Raw genomic sequence first — 12867 nt, 5'->3', positions numbered from 1 at the left:
CGGTATCCTGTGGAGAGGGAGCTTGCTCCCGTTGGGCTGCGCAGCAGCCCCCAAAATGCTGGGGAGCGCTTCGCACTCCAGCGGGAGCAAGCTCCCTCGCCACAATAAGGGTGCCAAACTGTTGATGATGATGCTCTGCGGTGCACTGCTCAGCGCCTGCGCCATCGGCCCTGACTACAAGCGTCCTGACGTCATCGAACCTGCGCAATTCAAGGAAGCCCAGGGCTGGCGCCAGGCTACCCCAAGTGACTCCCTGGCCCGTGGCGCCTGGTGGGAATTGTACGGCGACCGCCAGCTCAATGACCTGGTGCTGCGCCTGAACACCTCCAACCAGACCGTGGCCCAGGCCGAGGCCCGTTTCCGCCAGGCCCAGGCCCTGGTGCGCAGCTCCCGCGGGGCGTTTTACCCCAGCGTCGACCTGAGCGTCGGGAAAACCCGTGCCAGCCAGGGCACCGGCAGTAGCAGCGCCAGCCTCAGCAGTTCAAGCAGCGGCATCCGTGACACCCTCAACGCGCAATTGGGCGTGAGCTGGGAGGCGGACATCTGGGGCAAGCTGCGCCGTGGTCTGGAAGCCAACGAGGCCAGCGCCGAAGCCAGCTCGGCAGACCTGGCGGCGATGCGCCTGAGCCAGCAGTCGGAACTGGTGCAAAGCTACCTGCAACTGCGCGTCATGGATGAACAGACACGTTTGCTGCAAGCCACCCTGGAGACCTACCAGCGCTCCCTGCAAATGACCGAAAACCAATACCGCGCCGGTGTGTCCGGCAAGGATGCGGTGGCCCAGGCGCAAACCCAATTGAAGACCACCCAGGCCAGCCTGATCGACCTGATCTGGCAGCGTGCCCAACTGGAAAACGCGATTGCCGTGCTGATCGGCGAGGCGCCTGCCAACTTCAACCTGGCGGTGAGCAAGGACATACCGGCGCTGCCGCAGATTCCAGTGAGCCTGCCCTCGCAACTGCTGGAGCGCCGCCCGGACATCGCCTCGGCCGAACGCTCAGTGATCGCCGCCAACGCCAATATCGGCGTGGCCAAGGCCGCCTACTACCCGGACCTGAGCCTGAGCCTGGCCGGTGGTTACTCCAGCAGCACCTACGCTGACTGGATCAGCCTGCCGAACCGCTTCTGGTCGGTAGGGCCGAAGTTGGCCATGACCCTGTTCGACGGTGGCCAGCGCTCGGCGGAAGTCGACCGTACCGTGGCCTCCTATGACGAGACCGTGGCCAAATACCGCCAGACCGTACTGGATGGTTTCCGTGAAGTGGAAAACTACATGGTGCAACTCAAGGTGCTGGAAGACGAGGCGGTGGTCAGCAACGAAGCGCTGGAGGCCGCACGCGAGTCGCTGCGCTTGACCCAGAACCAGTACAAGGCCGGCCTGATTGCCTACCTGGACGTGGTCACCGTACAAGCCACTGCCCTGAGCAACGAACGCACGGTGCTGACCTTGCTGCAGACACGCCTGGTGGCGAGCGTGCAACTGATCGCGGCATTGGGCGGTGGTTGGGACGGGCAGACGCGTCAGTAGCGCAAGGTGTCATAGCTGGATCAATGTCTACCTGTCAGAACTGACAGTATAGATTGGGTTCCTAGTCATGTAGCGTCTGGAATGACGCCGCTTTTTATAGGCGGTTCATATCCAGCTCGGCAGGACGAGGTGCTCAAATGCGTCGGGTCATAGGTCTGATCTCTGCCCACGATTGGTGGCGTAAAGCTGGGCAAACGGCGGTCCTCGTACTGGCGATGTCTGGCGTCTCATCCACCGCGTGGGGTGTTGAAGGGCTATGGACCCAGGTCCACTGGAACCCAGCCAGCCGCGCCTTACAGGTCTCAGCCAGTGCCACACGCATGTGGGCTACCGACGTCAATGACTATATTTATGAGTTCACCGGCTCCAGTTGGTTGCTCAAACCTGGTCGGGCCAGGCAGGTTTCAGTCAGCGCCAGCGGCGATGTCTGGGCACTGAATGCGGCCGGGAACATTTATCGTTGGGTGTCTAATAATTGGCAGCAAATCGATGGTCAGGCGGTGCAGATATCTGCCGCACCTGACGGCGCGTTATTCGCGGTAGATGCGGGGGGCAATCCCAAGCGCTGGGCACCCGCTAACCAGCAGTGGGTCGCACTCCCAGGAAAATTAATCAAAATTGCCGCAGCGCCCGGTGGAGAGGCGTGGGGTTATAACGCCTCGAATCTGCTGTATAGGTGGGTCAATAACGGTTGGCAGTCGGTTCCAAAGCCCCTCGGTGTTACCGCCCCGTCCGACTTATCAGTGGGCAGTGATGGCACTGTTGTTTTATTGAGCTCGAACGCAGGCATCTGGAATTGGCTGGATACAGAGTCCAGCTGGAAGTCCATTGCGGGTGCAGGCACCAGCGTTTCGGTTGCGGACATAAACAATATCGTCGTGCTCAACAACAGCAACGGGACACTCTGGCAACTGGCTCACCGTTCATCCATTGACATGCTCGTTGTGCATGCACATCCAGATGACGAAGGCATCTTTGGCGGAGGTGTTCTGCCTTTTTACACTCAGGTCCAGCAAAAGCGTGTTGCGGAGCTGATAATGGTCACCCGAGGCACCACTGGCCATGCTCCCTTAATGGCTGAGTCACTCAACCGAATGCAGGAGCTGCGTAATGCTATCGACGTTTACGCAGGCAGGGCCAACCGCGGGTTGGGGGTATATGCGCCGAGTCTTTATCGCTCCGCAAATGTACTGCTGATTGATGGCGGCTTTGTCGACACAGGCTGCTGCAGTCCCGACCCTGCACAATCCTGGGGGAAAGAGGGCCGTGGTTGGGGATCCTCCAACGTGGTAACACAAGTAACCCCTGGATTTGGCAACACTCACAGGATAGCTTCGGGTCGCGAGGCAGCAGCCTGGGTCGTTGCACGAACTATTCGACGTTATCGTCCTCTGGTGGTTGTCAGCGTGCATAATTTTACCGGCGACTACGGTCATTCCAATCACACTGCGACGGCAATTGGTGTGGTTGAAGGGGAAAGATTAGCGGCGGATGCGTCGAAAAATATTGACGGACTGGCGCCATGGACTGTCAGAAAGCTTTACATCCGAGGTTCGCCGCTTACTAACTATTACGTGGGCGGCAACCCAGAATGGGGCCGGATTACCTGGGGGGACTTTAAACCTGGCAGTGCCGTTAATGGTTTTTTTCATCAGGCATCCGAGGCTGCGCAAATAAATAGCCAGACGCCACGCCAAGTCGCTAATTTGGGGTTGGCCCAACATTTATCCCAGGGCGATGTGAGGGCTACGACGGTATTTGTCGCCACCCCATTCGAGCCTAATTACTCCGAATGGTGGACGCTCTACCGATCGAGTGTCGGGGCCGATGCGCTCAGTTCTTTCCGGGTTCCCGGAGATCGTACGGCGACCCATTACCAAGGGTGGGGCCGCTTGAGTTTTTTTGACAACGTACTTGTTAAGAAACATCGGGCCCTCAAATCTGCTGAAGTGCCTGATGTTTCCAGCCAGTAGATTGGCGTCAAAAAGCCACTAATGGCCCTCTGATAATTAATCAAGTACGCAAGAATTATTCTCGCTACAATCGCCCGCTTTGCCACTTGGCACGGGCGTCTCAGGCCCGTTGCGCACGAGAAGTCCCATGCTCATCGGTAGTTATTCACCCTCACTGGTCGTGATTTCGCTGTTCGTCGCGATCCTGGCTTCCTACACCGCGCTCGACCTTTCCGGCCGGATCGCCACCGCCAAGGGACGCGGTGTTTATTTATGGATAACCGGCGGCGCCATGGCGATGGGCGTGGGCGTGTGGTCGATGCACTTCATCGGCATGCTGGCGTTGCGTTTGCCGTTTGCCCTGGGGTTCGACGTAGGCATCACTGCGCTGTCGTTGTTGATTGCGGTGTTGTCCAGCGGCTTTGCCTTGTGGCTGGTCAGCCAGCCGCGCTTACCGGCCTGGCAGCTGGCATTGGGCGCGCTGATCATGGGCACCGGCATTGCCAGCATGCACTACACCGGCATGGCCGCGATGCGGATGACGCCGGGTATCGACTACGACCCGGCCTTATTCGGCGCTTCGCTGCTGATCGCGGTCGCGGCGTCCGGCGCTGCGCTGTGGATTGCCTATAACCTGCGGCGCAATACCCCGTACGTACGCCTCGCGCGCGGTGGGGCGGCGGTGGTGATGGGTTTTGCAATCGTCGGCATGCATTACACCGGCATGGCGGCGGCACGGTTTACCGATGAGAGTTTCTGCGGTGCTGCGCTGAACGGCCTGAGCGGCAAGGGCCTGGATAATTTGGTGCTGGTGACGACCCTGGCGGTGCTGGCCATCGCTTTGCTGACGTCGTTGCTCGATGCGCGTCTGGAAGCCCGCACTGCGGTGCTTGCCGACTCTCTGACCCAAGCCAACCAAGAGCTGACCCACCTGGCCCTGCACGACATGCTCACCGGTCTGCCCAACCGCACTTTGCTCGCTGACCGTATTCAGCAAGCCATGCAGGCGGTGAAGGAGCAGGGTGGCTGCTTCGCACTGATGTTTATTGACCTGGATGGCTTTAAGCCGGTCAACGATGCCTTCGGCCATCATATGGGTGACCAGTTGCTGAGCGAAGTAGGGTTGCGCCTGCGCGAAGACCTGCGCAGCCAGGACACCCTGGCACGCATCGGCGGCGATGAGTTTGTGTTGCTGGTGCAACTGACCCAGCCGGACGATGCCCTCGGCCTCGCCGAACGCCAGGTGATGCTGATCAACCGCGCCTTCCGGGTGGCCGAGCATGAGTTAAAGATCTCCGCCAGTGTCGGCATCGCCCTATTCCCCGGCAATGGCAACAGCCCCCAGGAGCTGTTGATGAACGCCGACGCCGCGATGTACCACGCCAAGGGCATGGGCAAGAACGGCTACAGCTTCTTTGATGCGTCGATGAACACCAATGCGCGCAAACAATTGCAGTTGTTGCAGGACTTGCGCAACGCGGTGGAGCAGCAGCAGTTCCGCCTGTACTACCAGCCCAAGTTCGATGCGCTCAGCGGTATCCCGGTGGGTGCCGAAGCGCTGCTGCGCTGGGAGCATCCGCAGCAGGGCCTGCTGTTGCCGGCGATGTTTATCGAAATGGCGGAAAAGACGGGGCTGATCATTCCCATCGGCGAATGGGTGCTTAACGAAGCCTGTCGTCAAATGAGCCTGTGGTATGCAGAAGGTTACGAACACTGGCGCATTGCCGTAAACCTGTCCGCGTTGCAGTTCTGCCACGTGGGGCTGGTCAAAAGCGTGGCCGCGGCGCTGGAACGTCACCAGTTGCCGGCCAACAGCCTGACCCTGGAAATCACCGAAACCACGGCCATGAGCGATGCCGATGCGAGCATGACCGTGTTGCAGCAGCTGTCGGATATGGGTGTCGATTTATCCATCGATGACTTTGGCACCGGCTACTCCAGCCTGATGTACCTCAAGCGCCTGCCGGCCAATGAGCTGAAGATCGACCGCGGTTTTGTGCGCGACCTGGAGCACGACAGCGACGACGCCGCCATCGTTTCGGCCATCGTCGCCCTTGGCCAGGCCCTGGGGTTGCGGATTGTTGCCGAAGGCGTGGAAACCGATGTGCAGCAGAGTTTCCTGACGCGGCTGGGGTGTAACTCCCTGCAAGGTTACCTGTTGGGCCACCCGCTGCCGGCTGACGTTTTCATGGCCGATATCGTGCGCGCCGAAAACGCCGTAGCGCCTGACAAAAGCCGTGCGTGACGGGTATTCTTGGATCCGACCCTAAACACCAGGTTGAATCAGGAGACCGCACGCATGGACAAAGTCCTCATCATCACCGGGGGCAGTCGTGGGATTGGCGCCGAGACGGCATTGCTGGCCGCTCACCAGGGCTATCGCATCTGCATCAACTACCAGTCCGACGAAGAAGCGGCTCACCGCGTGCTCGAACAAGTGCGTGCGTTGGGCGCCCAGGCCATTGCGGTGCGGGCGGATGTGAGCATCGAGGATGAAGTGATCGCGCTGTTCAATCGCGTCGACAGCGAACTGGGCCGGGTCACCGCGCTGGTCAACAATGCCGGCACGGTGGGGCACAAATCCCGCGTTGATGAGATGTCCGAGTTTCGCATCCTGAAAGTCATGAAGACCAACGTGCTCGGGCCGATCCTGTGCGCCAAGCACGCGGTGCTGCGCATGTCGCCCAAGCATGGCGGGCAGGGTGGCAGCATCGTCAACGTGTCGTCGGTGGCCTCGCGCCTGGGTTCGCCGGGCGAGTATGTCGACTATGCGGCGTCAAAAGGCGCGCTCGATACCTTCACCCTGGGGTTGTCGAAAGAAGTCGCCGGAGAGGGCATTCGCGTCAACGCGGTGCGCCCCGGCTATATCTACACCGACTTCCATGCCCTGAGCGGCGACCCGGACCGCGTCAGCAAGCTTGAGTCCGGCATTCCCATGGCCCGAGGCGGGCGCCCGGATGAAGTGGCGGAAGCGATTATCTGGTTGCTGTCGGATAAGGCCTCGTATGCCACCGGCACGTTTTTGGACCTGGGGGGCGGTCGTTGACCGACTGACGCCATCGCGGGCGACCCTTGGCTCAGAACGACCGCACAATCCGCCCCAATGTCTCCATGGCCTTTTCCGACGCCTCGGTCCACGGGCTGCCATAGTTCAGGCGAATGCAGTTGCGAAAGCGCTGGGTCGCCGAGAAGATCGGCCCCGGCGCAATGCTGATGCCTTGCGCCAGCGCCATCTGGAACAACTTCAATGAGTCCGTCTGCTCCGGCAGCTCCAGCCACAGGAAGTACCCGCCGGCCGGCTGGCTGACGCGGGTCTGCGCCGGGAAGTAGCGCGCGATGGCGGCCAGCATGGCGCTTTGTTGTTCTTCCAGGGCATAGCGCAATTTGCGCAGGTGCCGGTCATAACCACCGTGCTGCAGATAATCGGCAATCGCCGCCTGGGCCGGCATTGACGGGCACAACGAGGTCATCAATTTCAGCCGTTCGACCTTCTGCGCAAAGCGCCCGGCCGCGACCCAGCCCACCCGGTAACCGGGGGCGAGGCTTTTGGCGAACGAGCCGCAATGCATCACCAGGCCTTCGGTGTCGAAGGCCTTGGCCGGTTTTGGCGCCTGTTGCCCGTAATACAGCTCGGCGTACACGTCGTCTTCGATCAGCGGCACTTGATGGCCCCGCAGCAGCTCCACCAATGCCTGTTTCTTGGCTTCCGGCAGGGTCGCGCCCATGGGGTTCTGGAAGCTGGTCATGGTCCAGCAGGCCTTGATCGGATAGCGCTCCAGCGTCTGTGCCAGGGCGTTGAGGTCGATGCCATCGCGCGGGTGCACGGGAATTTCCACCGCCTTGAGTTTCAAGCGTTCCAGTACTTGCAGGCAGGCATAGAACGCCGGGGCTTCGATGGCCACCAGGTCACCGGGTTCAGTGACGGCTTGCAGGCACAGGTTCAAGGCCTCCAGCGCGCCATTGGTGATCAGCAGTTCCTCCATGGGCAGCATCAGGCCCCCGACCATGTACCGCAGGGCGATTTGCCTGCGCAGTTGCGGGTTGCCCGGCGACATGTCGGTGACCACCAGGCGCGGTTCCATCTCACGGCTGGCGCTGGCCAAGGAACGGGCCAGGCGCGGCAGCGGGAATAGCATCGGGCTCGGGAACGCCGAACCGAAAGGCACGGTGTTCGGGTCTTTGATCGAGTCGAGCACCGAGAACACCAGCTCGCTGACATCCACCTCGGTGGACTCATGCACCTGTTCGCTCACCTCGGGCTCGGAAAACGGGCTGGGCGCATGGGTGTTGACGAAGTAGCCGGAGCGCGGCCGCGCGCGGATCAGGCCACGGCGCTCCAGCAGGTAGTAGGCCTGGAACACCGTGGACGGGCTGATGCCGTAAGTCTGGCTGGCATAGCGCACCGAAGGCACCCGCTGGCCGGGGCCGAGCACGCCGGTGCGGATCAGTTCTGCGATGTCGTCGGCGAATTTTTCGTAGCGTTTCATGGGGGCCTAATCACTTTCTTAAAGGGTACGCAGGGCTAAATGGGGGAGCTGGCTCGCCTGGCAGACCTCAGCGGTTCAGCGGCGCCACGAAGCGACTCTCGGCAGCACTGTAGATCCCGGGCTCATCCACATCCGAGACCTTGAAGCGCAAGGTCTGCGAACTGCTCGCCGGTTTATCCGCCAACAACGCCACCGACACCGGCACATCGCTGATTTCCCCCGCTGCCAGGCTGATCTCCGTCTTGCCTTGCAACTGGAAGCCATCGGCGTCCATCAACTCCAGGTGGTAATCCTGGCGCTGCTGGGTCTTGTTGATCACCTTGAGGCTGTAGATGTTTTCGATCTGGCCCTGAGCGTTCTCGCGGAACAGGCCACGGTCTTTGGTCACGTCCAGCGACACCATCGGCCGTTCCACCAGCGCCACCACCAACGCCGCGATCATCACCAGCAGCACGGCACTGTAGCCGATCAGGCGTGGCCGTAGCAGGTGGGTCTTGCCGCCTTGCAGTTGATGTTCGCTGGTGTAGCTCACCAGGCCACGCGGGTAGCCCATTTTGTCCATGATCGAATCGCAGGCGTCGATGCACGCCGCGCAGCCGATGCACTCCATTTGCAGGCCGTCGCGGATGTCGATACCGGTGGGGCACACCTGCACGCACAGTTGGCAGTCGATGCAATCGCCGAGGCCGACATCGGCGGGTTTGACTTCACGCTTGCGCGGGCCACGGTGTTCGCCGCGCGCCACGTCGTAAGAAATGGTCAAGGTGTCTTTGTCGAACATGACGCTCTGGAACCGCGCATACGGGCACATGTGCATGCACACCGCTTCACGCAGCCAGCCGGCGTTGAGGTAGGTGGCACCGGTGAAAAACAGCACCCAGAACAGGCTGACGCCGCCCATTTGCCAGCTCAGCAGTTCGGCGGCCAGGGGGCGGATCGGCGTGAAATAGCCGACAAACGTCAGCCCTGTCAGCACGCTGATACCCAGCCACAACGTGTGTTTGGCCGAGCGCCGCGCCAGTTTGTTCAGGCTCCAGGGCGCGGCGTGCAGCTTGATACGCTGGTTGCGCTCGCCCTCGGTGACTTTTTCGCACCACATGAACAGCCAGGTAAACGCGCTTTGCGGGCAGGTGTAGCCGCACCACACACGGCCGGCAAACACCGTGATCGCAAACAGGCCGAACGCGCAGATGATCAGCAGCGCCGAGAGCAGGATGAAGTCCTGGGGCCAGAACGTCGCGCCAAAGATGTGGAATTTGCTTTCAGCCAAGTCCCATAGCACCGCTTGCCGGCCGCCCCAGTTCAGCCACACGGTGCCGAAAAACGCCAGGAACAGAACGCCTGCACCGGCCACGCGCAAGGTGCGGAACAGGCCGGTGAAACTGCGGGTATGAATCAGGTTGTCGCTGGATTTGGCCTTCACTTTCTTTGGGTGCAAGGGCTCAAAGGTGTCCACGGTGGGGATTCTATCGCTCATGGTCGTTCGCTCATCAGCCTCCATCAGGCGGACGAACTATGCGCGTGGGGCTGTGTGCATAACAGACTCAGGTAGGGCGATAAAAAGCGGATCAGATGACAGGGGCGCAAGGGCCTGCGTCAATGTGCTGCACCCCATGGCGCCTGGGGTGCAGCAGTGTATGGGGGGGAACTGATACAGATCAATTAAATCAGCGAACCAGGTTCGTCGGCCTTTACATGCTGGCGCCCATCGTGCGCCCCGGCGACCGTCAAGGCGTCTGCCTCAGCTTCGGTGATGTAGATGCGCTCGGCGGCCAATTCGACGTAGGACATGGATTTTTCAGTGTCGGTCACGATATTGACTCGGGTCGCCGGCACGCTCTGTTCCTGGCCATTGTCATCGAGCATGAAGTAGCACAGCTGGTTTTCGATACGTAGGGGCATGCCGTTCTCCTTATTCGTGAGCTATGTAATGCGTGGGCTATGTAGGTTAGGGGCCACCGATGTGCAGGGGTTCCAGGCAACTGACTGGCGGTCGCTGCTGTCCATCCTTTACCAACAATGACAAAGGACGGCATCCATGGACGCCTGGTGGCATGAAGTGTGGCAAACCCTGCAGGCCGAATTTGCCGATATCGGCGACGCGAAGCAGCTCACCCAGATCACGGTGCGCCTGCTGATTGCCGCGATCCTGGGCGGCATCCTGGGGTTTGAACGCGAGAGCAAGGGCAAGGCCGCCGGGGTGCGCACGCATATGCTGGTGGCCTTGGGGGCGGCACTGTTCGTGATGGTGCCGCAGATGTCCGGTAATCAGGCGGATGCCATGAGCCGGGTGGTGCAGGGCGTGATTGCCGGGATCGGCTTCCTGGGCGCCGGTACCATCATCAAGGGCAAGGATGATGAAGAGGGCCATGTCAAAGGCCTGACCACCGCAGCCGGTTTGTGGATGACCGCTGCGATTGGGGTCTCGGCCGGGTTGGGCCGGGAATCGACAGCGGTACTGAGTACGTTGCTGGCCTTGGCGGTGTTCAGCGTGATGCCAAAAATCGTCAAGCGCTTTGAGAAGGACTGACGATCACCGGTGGCATGGTTGTCGGCGGTTCTTCAACCGGGGGCGGCTCATTCTCCGGCGGTTCCTTTTCCGGAATCGGTGCGGGCTCGGTGGGCGGCAGGGTGGGGTTGTCGATATTCGGGTCGGGTGTTTCAGCCGGGATCGGGATATTCATCGGTGTGGCCTCCTTTGTGCTTTGCTCTACCGGTGGACAGTGGGCCGGGCGAATTGATTCCCCGCTCAATGGCGACACATCCACCTGAACTTTTATCGACGGCACAGGTTCGGACCTATTACGGCCGTGCTCAGGGAGAGCTCGGTCGCCTGAAGAATTCGGATCAAGCAAAGAGCGTCCACAGGGCGTAAGGGGAAGATGCTCGATGACTGCTGAAACACAGGTTCCAGGCACGTCCATATTGCCGCTGTCCCAGGCGCTGTTGCTGCCCAGGATCGCCATCGAAAGCACCACTCCCGTGATTGACGGCGGCGAATTCGCCGTCAAGGCCGTGGTCGGCCAACGGGTCAACGTCACCAGCAAAGTGTTTGCCGACGGCCATGACAAGCTCGCCGTGCTGATCCGCTGGCGCCCGCTGCAGGATGAAAGCTGGCACAGCGTCGTGATGACCGATGTGGGCAACAATGGCTGGGAAGGCGCGTTTACCGTCACCCAGCAGGGCCCTCATGAATATTGCATTGAAGCCTGGATCGATACCTTCGCCAGCTTCTGCTACGAGTTGCGCAAGAAACACGAGGCCGGCGTACCGGTCAGCCTGGAATTGCAGGAAGGTCGCAGCCTGGTGCTGCAAGCCGCCGAACGCAGTGACAACGAGCTGCGCGATCGCCTGATGCTGCTGCACCATGAACTCTCCGGCCTGCTGGAAACCGAGCAGGCTGCGCAGTTCCTGCACGAAGACAGTGCACATTTGATGACGCAGGCCGATCACCGCGCCTACCTGAGCATCAGCACCGTTTACCCGATTGACGTTGAACGTGAGGCTGCGCTGTTTGCCAGCTGGTACGAGTTGTTTCCACGTTCGATCACCGACGATCCTGCGCGCCACGGCACGTTTAATGACGTGCACTCGCGGTTGTCGATGATCCATGACATGGGCTTCGACGTTCTGTACTTCCCGCCGATCCACCCGATCGGGCGCAGCCACCGTAAAGGCCCGAACAACTCACTGACCGCCGGCCCCGATGATCCGGGCAGCCCCTACGCGATTGGCAGCGAGGACGGCGGCCATGAGGCCATCCACCCGCAGCTGGGCAGCCGCGATGACTTCCGCCGCCTGGTGCAGGCCGCCGCCGACCACGGCCTGGAAATCGCCCTGGACTTCGCCATCCAGTGTTCCCAGGACCATCCGTGGCTCAAGGAGCATCCGGGCTGGTTCAACTGGCGCCCCGACGGCACGATCAAATACGCGGAAAACCCGCCGAAAAAGTACCAGGACATCGTCAACGTCGATTTTTATGCGGCGGACGCCATCCCGGGCCTGTGGACCGAGCTGCGCGACGTCGTGGTGGGTTGGGTGGAAGAGGGCGTGAAGACCTTTCGCGTCGATAACCCTCACACCAAGCCCCTGCCGTTCTGGCAATGGCTGATCAGCGATGTGCGGTCCAAATACCCCGACGTGATCTTCCTCGCCGAGGCGTTCACCACGCCGGCGATGATGGCGCGCCTGGGCAAGGTCGGTTACTCCCAGAGCTACACCTATTTCACCTGGCGCAATACCAAGGCCGAGTTAAGCGAATACCTGACCCAGCTGAACGAGTCGCCGTGGCGCGAATGCTACCGGCCGAACTTCTTCGTCAACACGCCGGACATCAACCCGCCGTTCTTGCATGAATCCGGGCGCCCGGGCTTTTTGATCCGTGCCGCGTTGGCCACCATGGGCTCGGGCCTGTGGGGCATGTATTCGGGGTTCGAACTGTGCGAAGCGGCGCCGGTACCGGGCAAAGAGGAATACCTGAACTCGGAGAAGTACGAGATCCGTCCACGGGACTTCACCGCCCCCGGCAATATCATCGCCGAAATCGCTCAACTCAACCGCATTCGCCGGCAAAACCCGGCGTTGCAGACGCACCTGGGGCTGAAGCTCTACAACGCCTGGAATGACAACATCCTGTATTTCGGCAAGCGCAGCGAGGATGGCAGCAACTTCATTCTGGTGGCGGTGAACCTTGATCCCTATAACGCCCAAGAGGCCAACTTCGAGCTGCCGCTCTGGGAGCTGGGCCTGCCGGACGATGCCGAGACTCACGGTGAAGACTTGATGAACGGCCATCGCTGGACCTGGTATGGCAAGCACCAGTGGACGCGTTTGGAGCCGCAGATGCCGTTTGGGATCTGGCGTATCACCACCCCTTAATCCCAGCGCGGTTCACGTATTC

General features: G+C 60.9%; 10 protein-coding genes. 6 read left to right on the top strand and 4 right to left on the bottom strand.

The features are described from left to right. Positions 1 to 124: 124 nt before the first annotated feature. From AO064_RS14760 to AO064_RS14745, 4 genes are all read left to right on the top strand, one after another. Entirely contained in the window at positions 125 to 1528 is a 1404-nt protein-coding gene (locus AO064_RS14760) for an efflux transporter outer membrane subunit (RefSeq protein ID WP_244159524.1), read from the top strand. A gap of 137 nt (positions 1529 to 1665) precedes the next feature. Continuing rightward, positions 1666 to 3501, top strand: coding sequence for a tectonin domain-containing protein (locus tag AO064_RS14755; protein WP_064053797.1), 1836 nt, complete (start codon positions 1666 to 1668; stop codon positions 3499 to 3501). A 127-nt stretch (positions 3502 to 3628) separates the two neighbouring features. Further along, positions 3629 to 5725 carry a putative bifunctional diguanylate cyclase/phosphodiesterase gene (locus AO064_RS14750; RefSeq protein WP_064053796.1) on the top strand — a complete coding sequence of 699 codons (2097 nt, stop codon included), beginning with the start codon at positions 3629 to 3631 and terminating at the stop codon, positions 5723 to 5725. Between the two features lie 54 nt (positions 5726 to 5779). Further along, positions 5780 to 6526, top strand: a complete 747-nt coding sequence (locus tag AO064_RS14745) for an SDR family oxidoreductase (RefSeq protein ID WP_046033806.1) — start codon at positions 5780 to 5782, stop codon at positions 6524 to 6526. Between the two features lie 31 nt (positions 6527 to 6557). Here the strand turns inward: AO064_RS14745 and mapR are convergent, their stop codons facing one another. From mapR to AO064_RS14730, 3 genes are all read right to left on the bottom strand, one after another. Then, entirely contained in the window at positions 6558 to 7967 is a 1410-nt protein-coding gene (gene mapR, locus AO064_RS14740) for a GntR family transcriptional regulator MpaR (protein ID WP_064053795.1), read from the bottom strand. 67 nt (positions 7968 to 8034) lie between these two features. Continuing rightward, entirely contained in the window at positions 8035 to 9444 is a 1410-nt protein-coding gene (gene ccoG / locus AO064_RS14735; RefSeq protein ID WP_064053794.1) for a cytochrome c oxidase accessory protein CcoG, read from the bottom strand. Positions 9445 to 9629: 185 nt separating this feature from the next. Continuing rightward, positions 9630 to 9869: a DUF3203 family protein gene (locus AO064_RS14730; RefSeq protein WP_012723944.1), complete on the bottom strand. Its 240-nt coding sequence runs from the start codon at positions 9867 to 9869 to the stop codon at positions 9630 to 9632. Positions 9870 to 10005: 136 nt separating this feature from the next. On the opposite strand from AO064_RS14730, the gene AO064_RS14725 reads away from it, so the two are divergent. Continuing rightward, entirely contained in the window at positions 10006 to 10497 is a 492-nt protein-coding gene (locus AO064_RS14725; RefSeq protein ID WP_012723945.1) for an MgtC/SapB family protein, read from the top strand. Here the strand turns inward: AO064_RS14725 and AO064_RS30930 are convergent. Then, positions 10475 to 10651, bottom strand: coding sequence for a hypothetical protein (locus AO064_RS30930; protein ID WP_163825743.1), 177 nt, complete (start codon positions 10649 to 10651; stop codon positions 10475 to 10477). The genes AO064_RS14725 and AO064_RS30930 overlap by 23 nt on opposite strands. A gap of 205 nt (positions 10652 to 10856) precedes the next feature. On the opposite strand from AO064_RS30930, the gene AO064_RS14720 reads away from it, so the two are divergent. Beyond that, positions 10857 to 12845 carry an alpha-1,4-glucan--maltose-1-phosphate maltosyltransferase gene (locus AO064_RS14720; protein WP_064053793.1) on the top strand — a complete coding sequence of 663 codons (1989 nt, stop codon included), beginning with the start codon at positions 10857 to 10859 and terminating at the stop codon, positions 12843 to 12845. Positions 12846 to 12867: the final 22 nt, after the last annotated feature.

It is taken from the genome of Pseudomonas marginalis, assembly GCF_001645105.1.
GTDB lineage: Bacteria > Pseudomonadota > Gammaproteobacteria > Pseudomonadales > Pseudomonadaceae > Aquipseudomonas > Aquipseudomonas petroselini.
The sequence above is the reverse complement of the archived record's forward strand: the minus strand, read 5'-3'. Positions and strand labels throughout refer to the sequence as shown.